At 68.3% G+C, this 22,001-nt stretch carries 21 protein-coding genes and 1 tRNA gene; 18 read left to right on the top strand and 4 right to left on the bottom strand.

Annotated elements, in window-relative coordinates; translation table 11 throughout:
- Positions 1-78 precede the first annotated feature (78 nt).
- From OEZ60_RS19360 to OEZ60_RS19340, 5 genes are all read left to right on the top strand, one after another.
- Entirely contained in the window at positions 79-1,281 is a 1,203-nt protein-coding gene (locus OEZ60_RS19360; protein ID WP_263339830.1) for an NAD(P)/FAD-dependent oxidoreductase, read from the top strand.
- A complete protein-coding gene (gene rsmD, locus OEZ60_RS19355) occupies positions 1,282-1,845 on the top strand; it encodes a 16S rRNA (guanine(966)-N(2))-methyltransferase RsmD (RefSeq protein WP_263339827.1) in 564 nt (187 codons plus the stop codon).
- Between the two features lie 122 nt (positions 1,846-1,967).
- Positions 1,968-2,957 carry a LysR family transcriptional regulator gene (locus tag OEZ60_RS19350; protein ID WP_263339824.1) on the top strand — a complete coding sequence of 330 codons (990 nt, stop codon included), beginning with the start codon at positions 1,968-1,970 and terminating at the stop codon, positions 2,955-2,957.
- A 127-nt stretch (positions 2,958-3,084) separates the two neighbouring features.
- Positions 3,085-5,505, top strand: a complete 2,421-nt coding sequence (locus tag OEZ60_RS19345; RefSeq protein WP_263339822.1) for a GcvT family protein — start codon at positions 3,085-3,087, stop codon at positions 5,503-5,505.
- Positions 5,498-6,448 carry a GlxA family transcriptional regulator gene (locus OEZ60_RS19340; RefSeq protein ID WP_263339819.1) on the top strand — a complete coding sequence of 317 codons (951 nt, stop codon included), beginning with the start codon at positions 5,498-5,500 and terminating at the stop codon, positions 6,446-6,448. Before OEZ60_RS19345 ends, OEZ60_RS19340 begins: the two co-directional genes overlap by 8 nt.
- A 7-nt stretch (positions 6,449-6,455) precedes the next feature.
- On the opposite strand, the gene OEZ60_RS19335 is transcribed toward OEZ60_RS19340, so the two are convergent.
- Both OEZ60_RS19335 and OEZ60_RS19330 read right to left on the bottom strand, forming a co-directional pair.
- On the bottom strand, positions 6,456-7,814 hold the full coding sequence (locus OEZ60_RS19335) for an MmgE/PrpD family protein (RefSeq protein ID WP_263339816.1): 1,359 nt from the start codon (positions 7,812-7,814) through the stop codon (positions 6,456-6,458).
- Between the two features lie 208 nt (positions 7,815-8,022).
- A tRNA-Thr gene (locus OEZ60_RS19330) sits at positions 8,023-8,097 on the bottom strand.
- A gap of 90 nt (positions 8,098-8,187) precedes the next feature.
- On the opposite strand from OEZ60_RS19330, the gene OEZ60_RS19325 reads away from it, so the two are divergent.
- The 7 genes from OEZ60_RS19325 (at position 8,188) to OEZ60_RS19295 (ending at position 16,008) form a co-directional block, all read left to right on the top strand.
- The gene (locus tag OEZ60_RS19325) at positions 8,188-8,340 is read left to right on the top strand and encodes a hypothetical protein (RefSeq protein ID WP_263339813.1); all 153 of its coding nucleotides are present in this window, start codon (positions 8,188-8,190) and stop codon (positions 8,338-8,340) included.
- Positions 8,341-8,343: 3 nt separating this feature from the next.
- Positions 8,344-9,612, top strand: a complete 1,269-nt coding sequence (gene murA / locus OEZ60_RS19320; protein ID WP_263339811.1) for a UDP-N-acetylglucosamine 1-carboxyvinyltransferase — start codon at positions 8,344-8,346, stop codon at positions 9,610-9,612.
- A complete protein-coding gene (locus OEZ60_RS19315) occupies positions 9,612-10,091 on the top strand; it encodes a DUF2948 family protein (RefSeq protein WP_263339808.1) in 480 nt (159 codons plus the stop codon). Before murA ends, OEZ60_RS19315 begins: the two co-directional genes overlap by 1 nt.
- The gene (locus OEZ60_RS19310; protein ID WP_263339806.1) at positions 10,088-10,567 is read left to right on the top strand and encodes a GNAT family N-acetyltransferase; all 480 of its coding nucleotides are present in this window, start codon (positions 10,088-10,090) and stop codon (positions 10,565-10,567) included. The genes OEZ60_RS19315 and OEZ60_RS19310 overlap by 4 nt, the downstream gene beginning before the upstream one ends.
- 63 nt (positions 10,568-10,630) lie before the next feature.
- Positions 10,631-12,598, top strand: a complete 1,968-nt coding sequence (gene dnaG / locus OEZ60_RS19305; RefSeq protein ID WP_263339804.1) for a DNA primase — start codon at positions 10,631-10,633, stop codon at positions 12,596-12,598.
- Between the two features lie 108 nt (positions 12,599-12,706).
- On the top strand, positions 12,707-14,689 hold the full coding sequence (gene rpoD, locus OEZ60_RS19300; protein ID WP_263339802.1) for an RNA polymerase sigma factor RpoD: 1,983 nt from the start codon (positions 12,707-12,709) through the stop codon (positions 14,687-14,689).
- A 926-nt stretch (positions 14,690-15,615) separates the two neighbouring features.
- A complete protein-coding gene (locus OEZ60_RS19295) occupies positions 15,616-16,008 on the top strand; it encodes a hypothetical protein (protein ID WP_263339800.1) in 393 nt (130 codons plus the stop codon).
- A 46-nt stretch (positions 16,009-16,054) separates the two neighbouring features.
- On the opposite strand, the gene yghX is transcribed toward OEZ60_RS19295, so the two are convergent.
- A complete protein-coding gene (yghX, locus tag OEZ60_RS19290; protein WP_263339798.1) occupies positions 16,055-16,942 on the bottom strand; it encodes a YghX family hydrolase in 888 nt (295 codons plus the stop codon).
- A 164-nt stretch (positions 16,943-17,106) separates the two neighbouring features.
- Between yghX and ubiT the strand changes: the two genes are divergently transcribed.
- The 4 genes from ubiT to OEZ60_RS19270 all read left to right on the top strand — a co-directional run bounded on the left by ubiT (position 17,107) and on the right by OEZ60_RS19270 (position 20,026).
- Positions 17,107-17,589, top strand: a complete 483-nt coding sequence (gene ubiT, locus OEZ60_RS19285) for a ubiquinone anaerobic biosynthesis accessory factor UbiT (RefSeq protein WP_263339796.1) — start codon at positions 17,107-17,109, stop codon at positions 17,587-17,589.
- Positions 17,586-18,584, top strand: a complete 999-nt coding sequence (gene ubiU / locus OEZ60_RS19280; protein ID WP_263339794.1) for a ubiquinone anaerobic biosynthesis protein UbiU — start codon at positions 17,586-17,588, stop codon at positions 18,582-18,584. Before ubiT ends, ubiU begins: the two co-directional genes overlap by 4 nt.
- Positions 18,575-19,504 (top strand): ubiquinone anaerobic biosynthesis protein UbiV, encoded by a 930-nt coding sequence (ubiV, locus tag OEZ60_RS19275; protein ID WP_263339791.1) that lies wholly within the window; start codon positions 18,575-18,577, stop codon positions 19,502-19,504. The genes ubiU and ubiV overlap by 10 nt, the downstream gene beginning before the upstream one ends.
- 102 nt (positions 19,505-19,606) lie before the next feature.
- Positions 19,607-20,026 carry a secondary thiamine-phosphate synthase enzyme YjbQ gene (locus OEZ60_RS19270; protein ID WP_263339786.1) on the top strand — a complete coding sequence of 140 codons (420 nt, stop codon included), beginning with the start codon at positions 19,607-19,609 and terminating at the stop codon, positions 20,024-20,026.
- Position 20,027: 1 nt separating this feature from the next.
- On the opposite strand, the gene OEZ60_RS19265 is transcribed toward OEZ60_RS19270, so the two are convergent.
- Positions 20,028-20,231, bottom strand: coding sequence for a dodecin family protein (locus OEZ60_RS19265; protein WP_263339783.1), 204 nt, complete (start codon positions 20,229-20,231; stop codon positions 20,028-20,030).
- Between the two features lie 185 nt (positions 20,232-20,416).
- Here OEZ60_RS19265 and nrdR point away from each other — a divergent pair, with 185 nt between their 5' ends.
- Together nrdR and ribD are read left to right on the top strand one after the other, a co-directional pair.
- Positions 20,417-20,884, top strand: a complete 468-nt coding sequence (gene nrdR, locus OEZ60_RS19260) for a transcriptional regulator NrdR (RefSeq protein ID WP_263339780.1) — start codon at positions 20,417-20,419, stop codon at positions 20,882-20,884.
- A 20-nt stretch (positions 20,885-20,904) separates the two neighbouring features.
- Complete coding sequence (ribD, locus tag OEZ60_RS19255; protein ID WP_263339876.1) at positions 20,905-21,975, top strand: bifunctional diaminohydroxyphosphoribosylaminopyrimidine deaminase/5-amino-6-(5-phosphoribosylamino)uracil reductase RibD; 1,071 nt, start codon at positions 20,905-20,907, stop codon at positions 21,973-21,975.
- Positions 21,976-22,001: the final 26 nt, after the last annotated feature.

Raw genomic sequence — 22,001 nt, 5'->3', positions numbered from 1 at the left:
CTCTCATCCTCTCGCGTTGCGTTTTCCCGAACCCACGATATAGGCTCCCCGCGACCGGCGACCAGAGGGAGAATGGGCATGGGCGGGATCGTTATCATCGGCGCGGGCCAGGCCGGCGCCTCTCTTGCGGCGAAGCTGCGCGCCCTTGGCTATGACGGGGAGGTCACGATGATCGGCGAGGAGCCGGCGCCGCCCTACCAGCGCCCGCCGCTGTCGAAGGGCTACCTGCTCGGCGACATGGAACTGGAGCGGCTCTATCTCCGCGCGCCGGCCTTCTGGGAGGAGCAGGGCATCACGCTGAAGCTCGGCGCGCCGGTGACCGCGATCGACCGCACCGCGAAGACCGTGCGGGTGAACGGCGAGACGATCTCCTACGACCAGCTCGCGCTGACCACCGGCTCGCGCCCAAGGCGGCTGCCGGCGGCGGTGGGCGGCGATCTGAAGGGCGTCTACACCGTCCGCACGCTCGCCGATGTCGACGCGATGGCCCCGGAATTCGAGGCCGGGCGCAAGCTCCTCATCGTCGGCGGCGGCTATATCGGGCTCGAGGCGGCGGCGGTGGGCGCCAAGCTGGGGCTTTCCGTCACGCTGATCGAGATGGCGCCGCGCATCCTCCAGCGCGTGGCCGCGCCCGAGACCTCGGACTATTTCCGCAAGGCCCATGCCGACCACGGCGTGACGATCCTCGAGAACACCGGTCTCGACCGGCTGACGGGCGAGGGGCGGGTGTCCGGCGCGGTCCTCTCCGATGGCCGCGAGATCGCCGTCGACTTCGTCATCGTCGGCGTCGGCATCACGCCGCTCACGATCCTCGCCGAGGAGGCGGGGCTGGAGATCGAGAACGGCATCCGCACCGATGCGTTCGGCCGCACCTCCGATCCGGCGATCTGGGCGGCGGGCGATTGCGCCTCGTTCCCGCACGAGGGCGGGCGGATCCGGCTCGAAAGCGTCGGCAACGCCATCGACCAGGCCGAGATCGTCGCCGAGAACATGCTCGGCGCCGAAAAGCCCTATGCGGCCAAGCCGTGGTTCTGGTCCGACCAGTACGACGTGAAGCTTCAGATCGCCGGGCTCAACACCGGTTACGACCGGATCGTGACCCGGGGCGAGGGCGCCTCGGTCAGCTTCTGGTACTACAGGGGCGACAAGCTCCTCGCAATCGATGCGATGAACGACGCCCGCGCCTACATGATCGGAAAGCGCCTGATCGAGGCGGGGAAGTCGCCCGATCCGGCGGTGATCGCGGACCCCGCTTCCGATCTCAAGGCGCTCCTGAAGTAGATGCGGATCATCGGCGGAGCGCGGCGCGGGCTGAAGCTCGCCGAGGTCGGCGCGGGCGATGCGGCGGCGCATCTCCGGCCGACGTCGGACCGGGTCCGCGAGGCGATCTTCAACCTCCTGATCAACGGCCCCTACGGCAATCCGGTCGAGGGCGCGCGGGTGCTCGACCTCTTCGCCGGGACCGGCGCGCTCGGGCTCGAGGCGCTCTCGCGCGGCGCGGCGCGGGTGGCTTTCGTCGATGACGGCACAGCGGCGCGGGCGCTTTTGCGGCAGAACATCGAGAAGATGCAGGCGATGGGCGTCACCGATGTCTGGCGCCGCGACGCGACCCGGATGGGGCCGAACCGGGGGCCGGGCTACGACCTCGTCTTCCTCGATCCGCCCTATGGCAAGGGCATGGGCGAAGCGGCGCTCGCCTCCTGCATCGAGGGTGGCTGGCTCGCCCCCGGCGCGATCGTCGTCTGGGAGGAGAGCGCCGCACCGGTCCCGCCCGAGGGGGTCGAGGTCCTTGACCAGCGCCGCTACGGCGACACCCTGATCACGATCCTCCGCACCCCGGCCTGACGCCGGGGCCGAAGCGTCGCAAACAGACGGCCAATTCCGAAAAATTTCCGCTATGGCGCAGAATGCGGCCGTTGGCCGCCGTTTTGGCGACTGGATTCGGAAAACCTGAAAGGGCGCGTGCGATGACCGAGTCAATCAGCAAGGTGATCACGCTGCGCGGCCTGGAGGTTTTCGACGAACTCGCGCGCACGGGATCGCTGCAGGAGACCGCCCGCAAGCTCGGCCTCAGCCCGCCGGCGGCCTCGCAGCAGCTGAGAAACCTCGAAGCCGCGCTGGGCGTCGATCTCGTCGATCACGCCCGCCGCCCGCTGGAGCCGACACGGGCGGGTCGCGCCTACCTCTCGCATGCCCGTGCCGCACTCGCGCATCTGCGGCAGGGCGCGGCGGAGCTGTCGCTGATGGACCTCAGGCGGCTCCGCAGCCTCAGGCTCGGCATCATCGACGATTTCGACGGCGAGGTGACGCCGAAGCTCGCGGTCGCGCTCGCGGCGATGCTGACGCCTTGCGATCTTTCGCTGCGAACCGCTCTGAGCCACACGATCCTCGCCGATGTCGCCGAGCGGCGGATCGACCTCGGGGTGGCGGCGCGCGCCCATGACCTGCCCGAGGGGGTGGTGGAGACGCCGCTCCTGCGCGATCCCTTCGTTCTCGCGGTTCCGCACGGCCGCCTTCCGGGGCCGCCCGACTCGATCGCGGCGCTCGGGTCGCTGCCGTTCCTGCGCTACGAGAAGAGCCAGATCATCGGCCGGCAGATCGCCACCCATCTCGCGCGGTTGAAGCTGGCGCCGCAGGGGCGGATCGAGCTTGACAGCAACCAGGCGCTGTTCGGCCTCGTCGCGAATGGCGCGGGCTGGGCGATCACGACGCCGCTCGGCTATCTCCGGGCGCGGCGCTTCCACGGCCAGGTCGATCTCTATCCGCTGCCCTTCGCCGGATTTTCGCGGGTGATCTCGCTCTTTCACAAGTCGGACTGGACCGACGAGGTCTCCGGCGTCATCGGCGGCACGCTGCGCGGCATCCTGCGCCGGCAGGTGGTGGAGCCGGGCGTGTCGGCGCTGCCCTGGCTCGAAGGCGGGCTCGCGCTCCTGCCGACCGAACCGGCGCCGGACTGATCGGGCAGGGCGGGAGTTTCGGTTTCCCCGACCCGCCGAAACCGTTTTTCGAAATCGGGCCGCGCCGGATTGACCGGAGGCTGGGGTTCCGCGCTCATGCTCCGAAGGCTGCAATCGGAGGCGTGCTATGAAGACCCAGACCCGTGTCGTCGTGATCGGCGGCGGCATCGCCGGATGCTCGACGCTTTATCATCTGACGCAGGAGGGCTGGACCGATGTCGTCCTCGTCGAGCGCAACGAGCTGACCTCGGGCACGACCTGGCATTCGGCCGCACAGGTGACGAACTTCGGCATGACCCAGACGATGGTCGGGCTGAAAAGCCACTCGATTCGGCTCTACAAGGAACTGGCCGAGGATCCTGAGTATCCGATCAACTACCACCATGCCGACGGCGGCATCCGGCTGGCCAATACCGAGCGGGTGATGGAGGGCTATCGCCATTTCGCGAGCATGGCCAAGGGTATGGACGTCGATTTTGAAGTGATCGACGCCGCCGAATGTGCCCGCCGACATCCGCTGATCTCGACCGACAACCTCATCGGCGGGCTCTGGGACCCCTTGGACGGCGACATCGACCCCGCCCAGCTTTGCCAGGCGCTCGCGCGCCGTGCGCGCAAGGCCGGTGCCGAGGTCTACCGCAACACCCCCGTCATCGGGCTCACGCAGCATCAGGACGACAGTTGGACCGTGCACACCACTCACGGGGACATCCGCTGCGAGATCGTCGTGAATGCCTGCGGCTACCGCGTCAACGAGGTCGGCGCGATGATGGGGGTGCACCACCCGGTCGCCTCGATGGAGCACCAGTACTTCCTGACCGAGGAGATCCCCGCGATCCGCGAGGCGGGTCACCGGATGCCGCTCCTGCGCTGCCCGATCAGCGATTACTACTGCCGGCAGGAGAAGTTCGGGCTCCTGGTCGGGTTCTACGAACAGGGCTGCAAGACCTGGGGCATGGACGGGATCGACCCGAACTTCGTCAACGCACTCTGCCCCGATGACCTCGACCGCGTGACCGACGTGCTGGAAGGCGCCTTTGCGCGGATGCCGGCGCTGACCGAGGTCGGCATCCACACCGTCGTCAACGGCCCGATCACCTACACGATCGATGGCGCGCCGCTGGTCGGCCCGATCCCCGGCAAGCGCAACGGCTTCTGCATCATCGGGCTCCGCGCCGGGCTTGGCGAGGGCGGCGGTCACGGCTGGCTCCTGGCGCAGCAGATCGTCCACGGCGAGGCCTGCTACGACACCTGGGTCATCGACCCGCGCCGCTTCACCGGGCATGCCAATGTGGAGCTGACCGCGCTGAAGGCGGTGGAGGACTACCAGAACGAGTTCCGCTTCCACTTCCCGCACGAACATCGCCCCGCCGGGCGGCCGATGAAGACCACGCCGCTGACCCCGATCCTCGCCGCCGAGGGCGCCGAGTTCGGCACGGTGAACGGCTGGGAACGGGTGGCCTACATCAAGCCCGCGCCCGATTTCCACGAGACCCATTCGTTCCGCTTCACCGAGGCCTTCGACGTGGTCGCGGCCGAGGTCAAGGCCGTGCAGGAGGGCGTCGGCCTGACCGAGGTCAACGGCTTCAACCGCATCGAGATCACCGGGCCAGGTGCACGCGACTGGCTCGACCGGATGGTCTGCGGGCGGATTCCGCGTAAAGAGGGCAAGGTCGGGCTCGGCTATCTCCTCAACCACCATGGCTGCGTGAAGGCCGAGGCGACGCTCGCCAATCTCGACGAGGGTACGATCTGGTACGGCTCGGCGGCGGCGTCTGAATATCACGACATGGACTGGCTCACGGCGCATCTGCCGAAGGACGGCAGCGTCAAGCTCCGCTCGCTCACCAATGACTGGACGATCCTCGTCCTCGCCGGGCCGAAGGCGCGCGAGGTGCTGCAGGCCGCCTCGCGCGGCGACTGGTCTGCGGCGGCCTTCCCCTGGCTCTCGGTCCGCCGCGCCTTCGTCGGCATCGCGCCGGCCGTCGTGATGTCGGTGAGCTTCTCGGGCGAGCTTGCCTACGAGATCCACGTCCCCAATGCCTCGCTCTATGCCGCGTATCTCGCGCTGCGGCGCGCGGGCGAGGCGCACGGTCTGAGGCTCTTCGGCTCCTACGCGGTGGAATCGATGCGGCTCGAGAAGGGCTACCTGCACTGGAAGGCCGACCTCGTGACCGAATTCACCCCGTTCGAGACCGGCCTCGACCGCTTCGTGGCGATGGCGAAGCCCGATTTCACCGGCAAGCCGGCGCTGGAGCGGATGGTCGCGGCCGGTGCGCGGCGGGCCTTCGTGAGCCTCGTGCTCGACTGCACCCACGCGCCCGCGCATGGCGGGGACAGCATCATCCACGAGGGCCGCGCCGTCGGCACCGTCACCTCGGCGGGGTGGGGGCATCGCATCGGCAGGAACATCGCCATGGGCTTCGTCGAGTCCGGCTTCGCCGCGCCCGGAACCCGGCTCTCGGTCGAGGTGATCGGCGCGCCGGTCGCGGCCGAGGTGGTGGAGGGCTGCCTCTACGATCCCGAAAACGTCCGCGTCCGTGCCTGAGCCGCTGCGCACGGAAATACTGATCGCGCCGGGGTTCGTTCCGACCGAACTGGCCGCGGCGCTCGACTGCCTGCGCATCGCGAACCGCGTTTCAGGGCGCGAGCATTTCAAGTGGGCGATCGTCTCCGCCAATGGGAAAAGCAGCGTCACGTCGCTTGGAGGCATGGAGGTGACGGCGGTCCCGGTCGCGAAAGCGGCGACCTCGCCCGACCTTCTGATCATTCCGGGCGGAAGCGGAATTTCCGATTGCCTGCGGGACGTTCTGCCGCGACTGCACCGGGTGAACCATCGCGGCGGCTGCGCGCTCGCGATGTCGGATGCCGCGCGGGCCCTGCTGGTCGCCGGAATGACCGAGCGCGCGGCCGTTCATTGGGAAACACGCGCCGTTCTGGAAGAAGAAGGCCTTGCCCCGAACTGCGTGCCGGTCATTTTCCTCCGAGAGGGCAAGCTTGTCACCAGCGCGGGCATGGCGTCCGCCTATGACGCGCTGATCACCCTGATCGCGGAGTTCTGTTCGCCACAGGTCGCCGGAACCGTGGCGCGGATTTTGCTGCTCGAACGCTTTCGGATCGGAAGCGCCGAACAGCCGCAAGGTGTCAGCAACATGCCCAACCTGCCGGACGGGCCGCTGCGGGCCGCGCTGGCGCTCATGGAGATGAACACCGAAGAGCCGATCTCGACCCATACGATCGCGCGCAGCATCATGGTCTCGACCCGGCAGATGGAGCGCCTGTTCGCCCGGTACCTCGGAACATCGCCCAACAAGTACTATCGCCAGATCCGGCTTCACAAGGCGCGCATCCTGATCGAAGGGAGCAAGCTCTCGCTAAGTCAGGTCGCCCTGGCCTGCGGCTTCGAGTCCCATTCGCATTTCTCGCGCGTCTTCAAGAACCGCTATGGCGTCACCCCCTACGACGTGCGTTCGCGACTTCTGCACCAGTAACGACCCGCTATGCCTCCGTCCGGGTCAGGACCAGATCGGACAGCGCGGCGAAGCCGTCCGCGCCCAGCGTGTCGAACCTGCTCGCCAGCCGTTCCATCTCCGCGGCGCGCTCGGCGCCGAGGACCGGATCGGCGAAGCCGTGGAACTTGGCGCGGATCTCGTCGTCGCCGAGCGGCTGGTCGGTGTCGCCGCGCGGCGTGCATGGCGGCGCCTCGAAGCGGCGGCCGTCGGTGGTGATCAGCGTGACCGCCGCCCAGCGCTGGGCGACGCTCCGGGCGGTCAGTTCGGGATCGTCGATGAGCGTGGTGGCGCGGCTGATCCGCAGGATCTCGGGGTCGCGGAGCGTCTCCTCGGTCAGCTCCCCGACGCCGATCCGGCCACGCACGATCATCGCCGCGACCGGGAAGGCGATCGCGTAGCTGAACTCGTCGAGCGATTTCGGTTCGTGCCCGGCAAGGCGGGTCGCGTAGTGGAAGGTGCGGATCTCCACGCCCGCGATCCGGTCGTGGGTGAGGCCGTTCTCGCGCATCAGGTCGCGCGCTGCGTCGATCGAGGGATGCGCCCAGCGGCAGCAGGGATAGGCCTTGTAATGGGTGTGATCGAGCGTCAGCCAGCTTTCCCCGAGCCCTTGCCAGAAGGGCTCGGCCGCCGCGCCCTCGCAGGTCAGGGCCGGGGCGCCGGTGAAGCCCTCGCGCGCGAGATAGGCGGCGGTGACGCCCGAGGGCGCGCCCCAGCCGACGCCGTCGCGGACCATGGTCGGGAAGTCGATGCAGCGCATCATCTGGCTGCGCGGCCCGTGGTATTCGCCGATCCCGGCGGCGTGGCGGATCTGCTCGCGGTCGCAGCCGAGCATCCGCGCCGCGGCCGCGGCGACGCCGACCGCGGTCCAGGCACCCGAGGTGTGGTAATCGGGGCAGGTCGCGTGCTGGACCTGCCCGGCGCGGTAGCTGATCTCGTAGGCGAGCGCGAGCCAGAGCGCGAAGTCGCGCCCGGTGATCGCGCGTCCCCGGGCGCGCTCGGCATCGGCGACGGCGAGGAGGGCGGGGAAGATCGCCGATCCGGCATGGCCCTTGTTGGGCGTGGTGCCGTCATGGGCGTCGATGCTGTCGACCATGAACGCCCCGGCCATCGCCGCCCCGGCCGGGCTCACCCGGCGCCCGTCCATCAGCATCCGCGCCGCGCCAGCCTCGCCCGGCCCGAAGAGCGCAAGCGCACCCTTGCGGGCGATCCGCGACAGCCCCGTCGTGGAGCCGATCGCCGCCACGCCCATCGTGTCGAGAAAGCTGCGCCTGAGAAGCGCGAGCAGCGCCTCGGGCAGATCGCCATAGCCGAGCGTGACAGCGAATCCGGCCATATCCCTGGTCATAACGAACTCCCGAAATCGGGCCCGCACGGCGGTGCCCCGTCGCGCGTATCAAGCATCGTGGCACGGCCGGGCGCAATCGCGTTCTCCGGTCGGACAATAGAACGAGGACTGGGGATGCAGATCGCCAAGGGGGCGGGACGGTCGCGGCCTGCACGGGCCTTGCCCGCACGGGAGGTCGCCGTAAAGTGCTGTTACTTCGGATGTTTGATGGTGCTGCGAGAGAGGATTGAACTCTCGACCTCTCCCTTACCAAGGGAGTGCTCTACCACTGAGCTACCGCAGCCCGTTTGCGTGGGGCGGGTGTTAGACGCAATTTTCGCCCCGCGCAAGGGCAATCTGGACGCTTTCTGCAGTCCGCTGTAGAGAGGGCGCCATGGACAGGAAATCCCCGAAATCCCCGCCCCCGAAAGGCGAGGAGACGCGCGAGGCGCGGCTCAAGGCGGCGCTCAAGGCCAATCTCGCCCGCCGCAAGGCGCAGGCGCGCGCCCGCGCCGCCAAGCCCGACGGGAATGAAAAGGAAAGCTGAGGCATGGATTCGATCATCGTCACCGGCGGCACCGAGCTCAGGGGCCAGATCCCGATCGCCGGCGCCAAGAACGCCTGCCTCGCGCTGATGCCGGCCACGCTCCTGAGCGACGAGCCGCTGACGCTCACCAACGCGCCGAGGCTCTCGGACATCAAGACGATGACGACGCTTCTCGAATCGCTCGGCGCCGAGGTCCGCTCGATGCAGGAGGGCCGGGTGCTGGCGATGTCGAGCCATGACCTCGACAACCTCACCGCTGACTATGACATCGTCCGCAAGATGCGCGCCTCGAACCTCGTGCTCGGGCCGCTTCTGGCGCGTGCCGGGCGGGCGGTCGTGTCCTTGCCTGGCGGCTGCGCCATCGGGGCGCGGCCGATGGATATCCACATCGCCGGGCTCGAGGCGCTCGGTGCCGAGATCGAGCTGAGGGACGGCTATCTGCACGCGGTGGCGCCGCGCGGCCTGAAGGGTGCGGTGATCGAGCAGCGGTTCGCCTCGGTCGGCGCGACCGAGAACGTGGTGATGGCGGCAACGCTCGCCAAGGGCACGACGGTCCTCAGGAATGCCGCGCGCGAGCCCGAGATCGTCGATCTGGTGAAGTGCTTGCACTCGATGGGCGCCCATATCGAGGGCGAGGGCACCGACACGATCACCATCGAGGGCGTCGACCGGCTTCATGGCGCCACCCATCCGGTCGTCGCCGACCGGATCGAGCTTGGCACCTACATGATCGCGCCCGCGATCGCCGGCGGAGAGGTCGAGCTGATCGGCGGCCGCATGGACCTCTTGCCCGCCTTCTGCGAGAAGCTCCACGGCGCCGGGATCGAGGTCAGCGAGACCAAGCTGGGCCTCAAGGTCGCGCGGTCGAACGGCCGGGCGCGCGCGGTCGACGTGAAGACCGAGGTCTTCCCCGGCTTCCCGACCGATCTTCAGGCGCAGATGATGGCGCTTCTGGCCACTGCGAAGGGCACCAGCGTGCTCGAGGAGACGATCTTCGAGAACCGTTTCATGCATGCCCCGGAACTGATGCGCATGGGCGCCGAGATCGAGGTTCACGGCGGCCATGCGACCGTGCACGGGGTCGAGCGGCTGAAGGGCGCGCCGGTGATGGCGACGGATCTGCGCGCCTCGGTCTCGCTGATCCTCGCCGGGCTCGGCGCCGAGGGCGAGACCGTGGTCAGCCGGGTCTATCACCTCGACCGCGGCTACGAACGGGTCGAGGAGAAGCTCTCGGCCTGCGGCGCGCGGATCGAACGGGTGAAGGGCGAGTGATGGGCGAAGACGCACGGTTCGAGGACGCGGCCGAGCGCCCGCTCCATCTCAAGGCCGAAGCCGCCGAAGACGTGCCGGTGATTTCGGCGCTGGTGCAGGATGCGGTTTTCGCAATCACCGACATGAGCTGGCAGCCGAAGGCGCGCCGTCTTGCGCTGCTCGTCAACCGCTTCCGCTGGGAGGACCGCAGCGCCGCCGAGGCGCGCGGCCGGCCCTACGAGCGGGTGCGGGCGCTTCTGGTGATCGGCGGCGTGACCGGGGTCGCCTCGCAGGGCATCGACCGCACCGACAAGTCGACCGTTCTGTCGCTTCTCTCCATCGCCTGGCATCCCGGCGCGGACGGCGCGGGACGAGTCGAACTCACGCTCGCGGGCGACGGCGCGATCGCGGCCGAGGTCGAATGTCTCGACCTCACGCTGAAGGACGTGACCCGCCCCTATGTCGCGCCCTCGCACAAGGCGCCTGTTCACCCGGAATGACGGTGCGGCGGATCACCCCGGAGGAGGCCGCACTCTGGCGCCGGATCCGGCTTCTCGCGCTCGCCACAGCGCCCGAGGCGTTTTCGACCCGGCATGCCGAGTGGGAAAGCCGGCCGCTCGCCGATTTCGCCGCGCAGATCGCGGCCAACCCGGTCTTCCTTGCCTTCGACAACGCGGAGCCGGTCGGCTCGGCCAGCTGGTCCCGCGACACCGAACTTCAGACCCGCGGCTGGCTCACCTCGGTCTTCGTGGCACCCTCCGCGCGCGGGCGCGGCCATGCGCCGGCGCTGATCGTCGCCACGCTGGCGGATGCGGCGGCGGCCGGGATCCGCGAGATGCGGCTCGAGGTCGGCGCGGCGAACCGGGTGGCACAGGAGGTCTACGCGAAGGTCGGATTCGCGCCGGTTCCGGCCAGCGAAGCGCAGGGCCCGTCCTGCGGCCGCTGCGAGATCATGCTCGCGCGCGCGCTGCCGTGACCTCCCGGTGCGGATGGCCAAGTCTCTTGCCCCGGCGACCCGCAATGCCGATATAGTCGGCCCATGAGTCTCCCTCCCGGCTTCCTCGATGAACTGCGCACCCGCACGTCGCTCTCGCGCGTGGTCGGGCGCAAGGTCACCTGGGACATGCGCAAGTCGAACCAGGCCAAGGGCGATCTCTGGGCGCCATGCCCTTTCCACCAGGAAAAATCCGCCTCGTTCCATGTCGACGACCAGAAGGGCTATTACTACTGCTTCGGCTGCCACGCGAAGGGCGACGCGGTCTCCTTCCTGCGCGAGACCGAGAACATGGGCTTCATGGAAGCGATTGACGCGCTGGCCCGCGATGCCGGGATGCAGATGCCGGCGCGGGATCCGAAGGCCGCCGAACGCGCCGACCGCCGCACCGAACTCGCGCAGGTGATGGAGGAGGCGGTCCGCCACTACCGGCTGCAACTGAAGACCGCCGCCGGCGCCGAAGCGCGCGACTACCTCACCCGCCGCAAGCTTTCGGAGGCGGCGCAGGACCGCTTCGAGATCGGCTTCGCGCCCGAGGGCTGGCAGGGGCTCTGGGATGCGCTCAGGGCCCGCGGCATCGCCGAGGACCTGATCCTCGGCGCCGGCCTCGCCCGGCCGAGCACCAAGGGCAAGGCGCCCTACGACACGTTCCGCAACCGGATCATGTTCCCGATCCGCGACGCGCGCGGCCGCTGCATCGCCTTCGGCGGCCGGGCGATGGACCCGAACGACAACGCCAAGTACCTGAACTCGCCCGAGACCGAACTCTTCGACAAGGGCCGCAGCCTCTACAACCACGGCCCCGCGCGCGAGGCCGCGGGGAAGGGCCAGCCCTTGATCGTGGCCGAGGGCTACATGGACGTGATCGCGCTGGTCGGCGCCGGGTTCGAGGCCGCGGTGGCCCCGCTCGGCACCGCGATCACCGAGGACCAGCTCCGGCTCCTCTGGCGGCTCTCGCCCGAGCCCCTGATCATGCTCGACGGCGACGCCGCCGGGATCCGTGCCGCCACCCGTCTCGTCGATCTGGCGCTTCCTCTGCTTGAAGCGGGGCAGGGGCTCAGGTTCGTGATCCTGCCCGAGGGGATGGACCCCGACGACCTCATCAAGCTCCGCGGCCGCGAGGCGATGGCGGGCCTCGTCGCCGAGGCGCAGCCGATGGTGAACCTCCTCTGGCGGCGCGAGACCGAAGGCCGCGTCTTCGACAGCCCCGAACGCAAGGCCACCCTCGACAAGTCCCTGCGCGCCGCGATCAAGCGTATCGCCGATCCCTCGATCCGCGCCCATTACGGCGAAGAGATCAAGCGTCTGCGCTGGGAGCTTTTCGGCACCGCGCGCCGAGGGGACCGCGCCGGATCCGGCTTCCGCCCCGGCGGCGGTCCGGGCGGCAAGTGGCGGCCCGCCACGGCCGAGCCGTTGCCCGCGACCCGCGCCTCGCTGCTCGCCGCCGCGCCCGGCGACGAGGTCGAGGATTACCTCCGCGAGGCGATGATCCTTGCCATCGCCATCACTCACCCCGCCTGCGTCGCCCGCTTCGAGAGCCAGCTCGAGACCGTCGAAATGCGCGACCCCGGCCACGAGCGCCTCCTGAACGCGCTCATCGCCGCCGCCCACGAGGGCGCGGCGGCTGCGGACAGCGCGATTATTCGCAGAAAAATCGAGGACACAGCCGGGCCCGACCTTGAAAAGCTCATGGGCCTCGCCCACGTCCAGAGCGCCCCTCCCGTGCGCAACGCCGCCAATTCCGAACTGGCCACCATGTGCCTCGCCGAGGAGCTTGCCAAACTCGAGGCGCGCCGTGGCGCGGCAGCCGAGATCGAGGATGCGATGGAGGACCTGACCGGCCTTGTCGATGAGGGCCTGACCTGGCGTTTGAGCCAGGCTGCCGAGGCGCGGCACCGCGCCGACCGCTCCAAGCTCGACGATACCAGCGACATGGGCGAGGACCGCGCCGCCCTGTCGGCCCAGCTCCAGCGCCTGATCGACGGCGCCGCCTGGGAGAAGAAGAAACGCTGAGCCCGACGCGTTGGGCGCGGCCGCGCCCCCTGTGATTCGCGCTCACGATTCGCTACAACCCGGGAACCGATTCGTCCACCGAGTCGCCCGACCTCTGAAGGAGCCCCTATGGCCGCCAAGGACACCGACGAGCAGAAGCCCGACACCGACGAAAGCGAACACTCGCTCGACATGAGCCAGGCCGCGGTCAAGAAGATGATCGCCGACGCGCGCGAGCGCGGCTACATCACCTATGACCAGCTCAACCAGGTGCTTCCGCCCGAACAGGTCTCCTCCGAGCAGATCGAGGACGTGATGTCGATGCTCTCCGAGATGGGCATCAACGTCATCGAGGACGATGAGGCCGAGGAGGGCGAGGGCGGCAGCAGCGGCGCCGTGGTGGAAGCCTCGACCTCGCGCGAGGTGGCGATCGCCACCTCCTCGGGCGAGACGCTCGACCGCACCGACGACCCGGTACGGATGTACCTGCGCGAGATGGGCACGGTGGAGCTGCTCTCCCGCGAGGGCGAGATCGCCATCGCCAAGCGCATCGAGGCGGGCCGCAACACGATGATCGCGGGGCTCTGCGAAAGCCCGCTGACCTTCCAGGCCATCACCATCTGGCGCGACGAGCTTCTGAGCGAGGACATTCTCCTGCGCGACGTGATCGACCTCGAGACCACGTTCGGCCGTTCGCTCGACGACGATGACGAGGAGATGGAGGCGCCGGTTGTCGACGGGGGCGACGCCCAGCCGCAGCGCAAGGCCGAAGCGGAGCCCGAACTCGATGCCGACGGCAACCCGATCAGCCGTGACGACGACGACGAAGACGACGCCTCCAACATGTCGCTCGCGGCGATGGAGGCGGCGCTGAAGCCGCGCGTGCTCGAGATCCTCGAGAACATCGCCCACGACTACGTCACGCTGTCCGAGATGCAGGACCTGCGCATGTCGGCGACCCTGAACGAGGACGACAGCTTCTCGATCGCCGACGAGACCGCCTATCAGAAACTGCGCTCGGAAATCGTGGTGCTGGTGAACGAGCTTCACCTGCACAACAACCGCATCGAGGCGCTGATCGACCAGCTCTACGGCATCAACCGCAAGATCATGTCGATCGATTCGAACATGGTGAAGCTTGCCGATGCCGCCCGCATCAACCGCCGCGAGTTCATCGACGAATACCGCGGCTACGAGCTCGATCCGACCTGGCTCGACCGCATGGCCGAGAAGTCGGGCCGCGGCTGGCAGACGCTGATCGAGAAGTCGAGCGACAAGGTCGAGGGGCTTCGCAACGAGATGGCGACGGTCGGCCAGTATGTCGGCGTCGACATCTCCGAGTTCCGCCGCATCGTGAACCAGGTCCAGAAGGGCGAGAAGGAAGCCCGCCAGGCCAAGAAGGAAATGGTCGAAGCGAACCTGCGCCTCGTCATCTCCATCGCCAAGAAGTACACGAACCGCGGGCTGCAATTCCTTGATCTCATTCAGGAAGGCAACATCGGCTTGATGAAGGCCGTGGACAAGTTCGAGTACCGCCGCGGCTACAAGTTTTCCACATATGCGACATGGTGGATCCGTCAGGCTATCACCCGCTCGATCGCCGACCAGGCCCGCACGATCCGCATCCCGGTCCACATGATCGAGACAATCAACAAGCTGGTGCGGACCGGCCGCCAGATGCTGCACGAGATCGGCCGTGAGCCGACGCCCGAGGAACTGGCCGAGAAGCTGCAGATGCCGCTCGAGAAGGTCCGCAAGGTGATGAAGATCGCCAAGGAGCCGATCTCGCTCGAGACGCCGATCGGCGACGAGGAGGACAGCCAGCTCGGCGATTTCATCGAGGACAAGAACGCGATCCTGCCGCTCGACTCCGCCATTCAGGAGAACTTGAAGGAGACGACGACACGGGTGCTTGCGTCGCTGACGCCGCGCGAGGAGCGGGTGCTCCGGATGCGCTTCGGCATCGGCATGAACACCGACCACACGCTCGAGGAGGTGGGTCAGCAGTTCTCGGTCACCCGCGAACGGATCCGCCAGATCGAGGCGAAGGCGCTCAGGAAACTGAAACATCCAAGCCGCAGCCGGAAGCTCAGGAGCTTCCTCGATCAGTGAGGGTAGGCGGGATCGAACGGCGCTGCGCGGAAATGAAGAACGCCGGATGTCACGACCGCAGTGACGCTTGATGATGTTGTCGCCTCGCATCTGACGCCATTGCTCGAAAGCAGGGGATTCACTGCGAGGCGACGACGGTTCCGCCGGGAGCGTCCCGACTTCTCCGACTTCCTTTGTATCGGGGGGGGGCAGGGGCTGTATGAGGGAAAGTTCTGTATAGAACTTTTCACGCAACCTCATCTCAACTTGCCGCTTCCCGAGGGGCGTGTGGAGCCCGAGACCTGCTGGTTTCGTACGAAACTTGCACCGGGCGGGCTTGAGGACAAATGGTGGCCGACCAAGGAGATTTCTGCCTCCGACGTCGCTGAGTTGCACCTTCTGATCGGTTTGACGGCGGAGTCTTGGTTCGAGCAATTCCCGTCTATGTCGGGAGCTTTCGTAGAGCGATGGCCGACTTTGGAAGCCGGAATCCGTGACGGATCCGCTGGCAGGAGATATGGCGCGCCACATGCGCGCATTGCGTTCGTATCCGCCCTGTCGCATCGTTTGGCGGGACTTCAAGACTGAAGCCGAGCGATTGCACAGCTTGCGCGTGAAACCGCATCTCCCGCCGCGACCAACTTCCTGCGGTGGTTGGATGATCTTGAGGCCGGCGCCTTCGACCGCGACGACTAGGTTGGCGGCTGGTTCCTGCGCGGAGAGCGGGCGCGCTCGCGAGAACCTGCGTCGTCAGCCCTTCGGGTGCGTCCCTCCCGAAGTGCCCGGCCCCATTGTGAATGCGGGAAATCCACGCCGCTCTCGCCGAGCCGAGACCCACGCCGCTCATTTCGCGGCCCGGCACGGGATATTGGCGCCAAAACACGCGAGCATGATCGACCCCGCCCGCCGTCCATGCCAATATCCGCGGGACGACACGGAGAGAAACGATGCGCCTGACTCTAACCGCCTATGCCACTGTCATCGCCCTCGCGGCGACGCCTGCCTCGGCCTTTATCTCCCAGAACGGGCTCGTCGTTCAGCCCGAGGGGCCCGACAGCTTCTTCGTGCCCTGGCGCGGCCGGGGCGGCCCGTCGGATTTCTGGTGCGCCGCGGGCGATTACGCGATCCGGGTGCTGAAGCTCAATCCGACGCAACTGATCTACCGCGCCTCCGAACCGCCGCGCCGTGCCGGCGAGGGGATCCGGTTCACGTTGAGATCCGATGCGGCGGCAAGTTCCACCGGCCTCGCGGTGCTCGGCGCCACAGGCGCGGGGATTACGGCGGGCCATGCCCTGGGTCTCTGCGAGTTCCGCCGCAAGCTGCGCGAGCGGCGGCGCTGAGGCCGGATGGCAGGCTAGGCCCCGCGTCAGCGGGGCGAGCCCATCTTCAGCCGAGTTTTTCCCCGAAGAAGGCGAGCGTGCGCTCCCAGGCGAGTTCGGCCGCCGCCTGGTCGTAGCGCGGGGTCGAATCGTTGTGGAAGCCGTGGTTGACGCCCTCGTAGATGAACGCCTGGTAGTCCGTCCCGGCCGCCTTCAGCGCCGCCTCGTAATCCGGCCAGCCCGCGTTGATCCGCTCGTCGAGCCCGGCGTAGTGCAGCATCAGCGCGGCCTTGATCTTCGGCACGTCCTCCGCCGCCACCTGGCGGCCGTAGAACGGCACCGCCGCCTTAAGTTCGGGATAGGCCACCGCGGCCGCGTTGCAGACCCCGCCGCCATAGCAGAAGCCGACGATGCCGACATTGCCGGTCGAGCCCTCGTGCGCCATCAGATGCTCGATGGCGGCGAAGAAGTCGTTCATCAGCTTCGTTCCATCCACGGATTTCTGCAGCGCGCGTCCCTCGTCGTCGTTGCCGGGATAGCCGCCGACCGAGGTCAGCCCGTCGGGCGCGAGCGCCATGTAGCCCGCCTTGGCGAGGCGGCGCGCGACGTCCTCGATATAGGGGTTGAGCCCGCGATTCTCGTGCACGACCACGACCGAGGGCAGCTTGCCCTCCGCGGCGGAAGGCCGCACCAGATAGCCGCGCACGTCGCCGTGGCCGTTCGGCGAGGGGTAGGTGACATAGTCGGCCCGGATCTCGGGATCGTTGAAGCTGACCTGTTCGGCCAGCGCGTAATCCGGGCTCATCATCGACAGGAGCGCCGCCGCGGTGAGGCCGCCGACGGCGTATTTCCCTGCCCGATCAAGGAATTCGCGCTTGGTAATCATGCCATGTGCGTAAAAGTCGTAAAGCTCGAGAAGTTCGGGGCTGAAATCCTGTGCGGTCAGTCGGGTCATCTGATGCTCCGTTCCGGCTTGCCAAAACTGCAGCCTAGCATGAAGCCGCCGGGGGCAGGGTCACTATTGCCGGAGCGGCGAACTTGACAAACATCAAGTCGGCGCCGCGCCATCCATGATACCCGGGCCCCATGAACGCCCCCGAGTCCGGTCGCCCCGCCCGCATGATCCCGCTTCCGCTGCCTTTGTTCCCTCTGCAGCCGATCCTATCGCGGATCGTGCGCCGGGTCGCAGCCGAGAACCCGTCGATGTTCAACCGCCTCGGCCCCTGGGTCGGGGCGGACTACATCATCGACCCCATCAACCTTCCCTTCGCGCTGCACCTGCGCCCCGACCGCGAGCAGCCGATCCTGCGCGCCGTGTCGCGCCGCGCGCTGCCGCCCCACGCCGCGCATATCTCGGGCAAGTTCCTCGACCTTCTGGAACTGATCGACGCCGATCTCGACGGCGATGCGCTGTTTTTCTCGCGCGCGCTGGTGATCGAGGGCAATACCGAGGCGGTGGTCTCCTTGCGCAACGCGCTCGACGACATCGACGGCTCGATCGCCGAGCGGGTCGCGGGCATGTTCGGCGCGCCGGGCCGAGCGGCGCTGACGGCGATGCGCCGGGCCGGAGAACGGGCGCGCCATAAGGAGGCACGGGCATGACCACCGCCGAACTCGTCTGTCCCGCCGGGACGCCGGCCGCTCTGCGCACCGCCGTCGACGCCGGCGCCGACGCGGTCTATTGCGGCTTTCAGAACGCCACCAATGCGCGCAACTTCCCGGGGCTGAACTTCACGCCCGACGAGATGGCCGAAGGCGTCGCCTATGCCCACCGGAAGGGCGCGAAAGTGCTCCTCGCGCTCAACACCTTCCCGCCGGCCGGCAAGTTCGGCCTCTGGCAGGAGGCGGCCGATCTCGGCGCGAAATACGGTGTCGACGCGATGATCGTCGCCGATATGGGCGTCGCCGACTGGATCCGCCGCACCCATCCCGGCCAGCGCCTGCACCTCTCGGTCCAGGCCGCGGCCTCCAGCCCAGAGGCGATCCGCTACTATGTCGAGGCTTTCGATATCAAGCGCGTCGTGCTGCCGCGGATCCTGACCGTGCCGGAGATCCGCGCGCTCGCCGCCGAAATCCCCTGCGAGATCGAGACTTTCATCTTCGGCAACCACGGGCTCATGGTGGAGGGGCGCTGTTCCTTGACGAACTACGCGACCGGGCTCTCGACCAACATGGACGGCGTCTGCTCGCCCGCGAACGATGTCGAGTACCGGCGCGAGGCCGACGGCTCGATGTCGACGAGGCTCGGCGCCTTCACCATCGACCGTTTCGCGCCCGACGAGACGGCGGGCTACCCGACGATCTGCAAGGGCCGCTACCGCGCCCCCTGCCGGCCCGACGGCTACTACGCCTTCGAGGAGCCGATCAGCCTCAACCTCTCTCGGCTGCTGCCGGAACTGATGGCGGCCGGTGTCCACGCCTTCAAGATCGAGGGCCGCCAGCGGTCGCGCGCCTATGTGCGCCAGGTCGTCGCGGCCTTCCGTGCCGCGGTCGACGCGATCCGCGCCGGGCGCGAACCCGAGCTTGCCAACCTTCTGGCGCTCACCGAGGGCCAGAAGGAGACCCAGGGCGCCTTCAAGACCAAGACATGGCGGTGAACATGGAACTGACGCTGGGGCCGATCCCCTTCCACTGGTCCGCCGAGGCCCGGCGCGACTTCTACGCTCGGATCGCCGACGAGGCGCCGGTCGATACCGTCTATCTCGGCGAGGTGATCTGCTCGAAACGCGCGCCGTTCTTCGAGGCCGACCTGCCCGAGATCGCAGACCGGCTGGAACGCGCGGGCAAGCGCGTTGTCTTTTCCTCGCTCGCCGAGATCATGCTGAAGCGGGAGCGGAAGGCGACCGAGGGGCTCTGCGCCGGCGAGGACGGGCGCGAGGTCGAGGCCAACAACGCCGCGGCACTCCTCCATCTCAGCGGCAGGCCGCACCGGGTCGGGCCCTACATGAACGTCTACAACGAGGAGACGATGGCCTTCCTCGCAGGTAGGGGGGCCACCCATTTCGCGCTGCCCGCGGAACTGCCGCGCGCCTCGGTCGCCGTACTGGCCGCGCGCTCAAAGGCGCTCGGCGTCGGGACGGAGGTCCAGGTCTTCGGCCGCGCCTCGCTCGCGCTCTCGGCGCGCTGCTACCACGCCCGCGCGCATGGCCGGACCAAGGACAACTGCCAGTTCGTCTGCGAGGAGGATCCTGACGGCATGGAGCTCGACACGATGGACGGCAAGGCCTTCCTGATCGTGAACGGCATCCAGACCATGTCGCGGAGTTATGTGAACCTCTCCGGGGCGGTGCCCGACATGGTCACGCTCGGGGTGACGGCGCTGAGGCTCGGGCCGCAGAAGCAGGACATGGTGGCGGTGGCCAAGGTGTTCCGCTTGCTTGCCGATGGCGAGATCGGCCCCGACGACGCCGGGGCCCGGCTCGACGCGCTGGAACTCGGCGTGCCGTTTTCGGACGGGTTCTGGCATGGTGAGGCCGGTTACCGCCGGATCGCTCACGCAGCGGCGGCCGGGGCATAGCCACGGCGCTGGCAACCCCCGGGACGGGCGCTATAGTGCGGGCATGACCCGACGCTCCGCCCGCATCCCCGCTCGTCCCGCGCGTCGCCCGAGCCCCGCGCGATGAGCCGGCACGAGACCTTCACGATCGCCACCCGCGGCCCCGGCCTCTACGAGTTCACCGACCGCGTGCGCGGCTTCTGTGCCGGGCAAGGCGACGGGCTGCTCACGCTCTTCGTGCGCCACACCTCCTGCTCGCTCGCGATCCAGGAAAACGCCGACCCCGAGGTCCGGCGCGACCTCACCGAGTTCTTCCGCCGGCTGGTGCCGCCCTCCGACCATCCGGCGATGGCCTACCTGACGCACACCTACGAGGGGCCGGACGACATGCCGGCCCATATCAAGGCCGCGCTCCTGCCGGTCAGCCTGTCGATCCCGGTCCTGTCCGGAAGCCCGGCGCTCGGTACCTGGCAGGGCGTCTACCTCTTCGAGCACCGCCGCGCGCCGCATGCGCGCGAGGTCGTGGCCTGGCTCGGCCGCTAGCTCAGTCGTCGAGAACGAAGCTCACCATCATGTTGACCTGGTAGCTGGCGATAGACCCGCCGGAGACGGTGACCTTCTGCTCCTTGATCCAGGCGCCGGTGACGCCGCGCAGCGTCTTTGAGGCGCGGTCGATGCCCTGGTTGACGGCATCCTCGAAGCTCTTGTCGGAGGTGGCGGAGATTTCGGTGACGCGGGCGACGGTCATTGTGTCCTCCATCCTTGACCCTGCGACTCTCACGCTGGAGCGCGGGGAAGGGACACAGCTTGCGCCTCTTTGCGGTAAAGGTCCAATTTCCGGTATCTGGTGGCGCCAATTGCCCCCTACCCAAATCCTAGAGGTACGCCTATAGTACCTGTGGATAAGAAGGGATCTGGGCCGAGGGGAAGGGAATGCGCTGTCCGTTTTGCGGAAATGTCGATACGCAGGTTAAGGATTCACGGCCTGCCGAAGATCACGTCGCGATCCGCCGCCGCCGCTTCTGCCCGGCCTGCGGCGGGCGCTTCACCACCTACGAGAGGGTCCAGCTCCGCGACCTCGTGGTGATCAAGTCCTCCGGCAAGCGCGAGGATTTCGACCGCGACAAGCTTGAGCGTTCGATCCGGATCGCAATGCAGAAGCGCCCGATCGACCCCGAGCGCATCGACCAGATGATCTCCGGCATCGTGCGGCGGCTCGAAAGCATGGGCGAGACCGACATCCCGTCGAAGACGATCGGCGAGATCGTGATGGAGACGCTGGCGCGGATCGACACCGTCGCCTATGTGCGTTTTGCTAGCGTTTACAAGAACTTCCAGGCTGCCGACGATTTCGACAAGTTCGTCTCCGAACTGCGCCCGGCCGGCGCGGCGGAAGAGTGAGCGCCGACGACCTGCGGCACATGGCCCATGCCCTCGGCCTCGCCCGGCGCGGGCTTGGCCGGGTCTGGCCCAATCCCGCGGTGGGCTGCGTCATCGTCAAGGAAGGCCGCGTCCTCGGGCGCGGCTGGACCCAGCCCGGCGGCCGGCCACATGCCGAGACAGTGGCGCTGGCCGAGGCTGGCGCCGCAGCGCGGGGCGCCACCGTCTATGTCAGCCTCGAACCCTGCGCCCATCATGGCAAGACCCCGCCCTGCGTGGAGGCGTTGATCGCTGCCGGTGTCGCGCGCGTCGTCTCGGCGCTTGAAGATCCGGACGCCCGCGTCGCGGGGCGCGGCCATGCGATGCTGAGGGCGGCGGGGACCGCCATAACGACCGGTGTGATGGCGGCCGAGGCGGCCGCGCTGCAGAAAGGCTTCCTGAACCGCGTCCGGCTCGGCCGTCCGATGGTGACGCTGAAACTCGCGACCAGCCTCGACGGGCGGATCGCCACGGCGTCCGGCGAAAGCCAGTGGATCACCGGCCCCGAGGCGCGGGCGAAGGTTCATGCAATGCGCGCGGCCCACGACGCGGTGCTCGTCGGTGCGGGCACCGCGCGGGTCGACGATCCGACGCTTACCGTGCGTGGCCTCGGCGTGACGCATCAGCCGGTCCGCATCGTCGCCGCCCGCACCCTCGACCTGCCCGCGGACGGCAATCTCGCCCGCACCGCGCGCGAGGTGCCGCTCTGGTTGCTGCACGGCCCCGTCGCCCCCGAGGCGCGGCGCGCACATTGGGCATCTGTCGGCGCCCGGCTCATCGAATGCGCCGAGACGCCCGACGGGCTCGATCCGGCGGTGATGCTCGCCACACTCGGACTGACGGGCCTCACGCGCGTCTTCTGCGAAGGCGGCGGCCAGCTCGCCGCGGCGCTCCTCAAGGCCGATCTCGTGGACGAGCTCGCGCTCTTCTCCGCCGGCCTCGCGCTCGGCGCCGACGGCCGCGCCGCGATCGGCGGGCTCGGCCTCGCCCGGCTTGCCTCCGCGCCGCGCCTGCGCCTCGTCTCGACCTCGGCACATGGCCCGGACCTTCTCAGCCTTTGGTCCAGGGACTGATCCCCTTCATCTTGCCCGAAATATCC

Origin of the sequence: Albidovulum salinarum (assembly GCF_025673475.1) — a bacterium.
In the GTDB taxonomy this organism is placed as follows: Bacteria; Pseudomonadota; Alphaproteobacteria; order Rhodobacterales; family Rhodobacteraceae; genus Albidovulum; species Albidovulum salinarum.
This window is presented reverse-complemented; position numbering and strand designations above follow the sequence as displayed.

What these genes read in the sequence shown, in the direction of transcription:
- rpoD (WP_263339802.1), top strand. Translation starts at nt 12,707, where the DNA reads ATGGCCGCCAAGGACACCGACGAGCAGAAGCCCGACACCGACGAAAGC.
- ubiT (WP_263339796.1), top strand. Translation starts at nt 17,107, where the DNA reads ATGATCCCGCTTCCGCTGCCTTTGTTCCCTCTGCAGCCGATCCTATCG.
- OEZ60_RS19295 (WP_263339800.1), top strand. Translation starts at nt 15,616, where the DNA reads ATGCGCCTGACTCTAACCGCCTATGCCACTGTCATCGCCCTCGCGGCG.
- OEZ60_RS19360 (WP_263339830.1), top strand. Translation starts at nt 79, where the DNA reads ATGGGCGGGATCGTTATCATCGGCGCGGGCCAGGCCGGCGCCTCTCTT.
- ubiU (WP_263339794.1), top strand. Translation starts at nt 17,586, where the DNA reads ATGACCACCGCCGAACTCGTCTGTCCCGCCGGGACGCCGGCCGCTCTG.
- OEZ60_RS19310 (WP_263339806.1), top strand. Translation starts at nt 10,088, where the DNA reads ATGACGGTGCGGCGGATCACCCCGGAGGAGGCCGCACTCTGGCGCCGG.
- OEZ60_RS19315 (WP_263339808.1), top strand. Translation starts at nt 9,612, where the DNA reads ATGGGCGAAGACGCACGGTTCGAGGACGCGGCCGAGCGCCCGCTCCAT.
- nrdR (WP_263339780.1), top strand. Translation starts at nt 20,417, where the DNA reads ATGCGCTGTCCGTTTTGCGGAAATGTCGATACGCAGGTTAAGGATTCA.
- OEZ60_RS19350 (WP_263339824.1), top strand. Translation starts at nt 1,968, where the DNA reads ATGACCGAGTCAATCAGCAAGGTGATCACGCTGCGCGGCCTGGAGGTT.
- OEZ60_RS19325 (WP_263339813.1), top strand. Translation starts at nt 8,188, where the DNA reads ATGGACAGGAAATCCCCGAAATCCCCGCCCCCGAAAGGCGAGGAGACG.
- OEZ60_RS19270 (WP_263339786.1), top strand. Translation starts at nt 19,607, where the DNA reads ATGAGCCGGCACGAGACCTTCACGATCGCCACCCGCGGCCCCGGCCTC.
- dnaG (WP_263339804.1), top strand. Translation starts at nt 10,631, where the DNA reads ATGAGTCTCCCTCCCGGCTTCCTCGATGAACTGCGCACCCGCACGTCG.
- ubiV (WP_263339791.1), top strand. Translation starts at nt 18,575, where the DNA reads ATGGCGGTGAACATGGAACTGACGCTGGGGCCGATCCCCTTCCACTGG.
- OEZ60_RS19345 (WP_263339822.1), top strand. Translation starts at nt 3,085, where the DNA reads ATGAAGACCCAGACCCGTGTCGTCGTGATCGGCGGCGGCATCGCCGGA.
- OEZ60_RS19335 (WP_263339816.1), bottom strand. Translation starts at nt 7,814, where the DNA reads ATGACCAGGGATATGGCCGGATTCGCTGTCACGCTCGGCTATGGCGAT.
- rsmD (WP_263339827.1), top strand. Translation starts at nt 1,282, where the DNA reads ATGCGGATCATCGGCGGAGCGCGGCGCGGGCTGAAGCTCGCCGAGGTC.
- ribD (WP_263339876.1), top strand. Translation starts at nt 20,905, where the DNA reads ATGGCCCATGCCCTCGGCCTCGCCCGGCGCGGGCTTGGCCGGGTCTGG.
- yghX (WP_263339798.1), bottom strand. Translation starts at nt 16,942, where the DNA reads ATGACCCGACTGACCGCACAGGATTTCAGCCCCGAACTTCTCGAGCTT.
- murA (WP_263339811.1), top strand. Translation starts at nt 8,344, where the DNA reads ATGGATTCGATCATCGTCACCGGCGGCACCGAGCTCAGGGGCCAGATC.
- OEZ60_RS19265 (WP_263339783.1), bottom strand. Translation starts at nt 20,231, where the DNA reads ATGACCGTCGCCCGCGTCACCGAAATCTCCGCCACCTCCGACAAGAGC.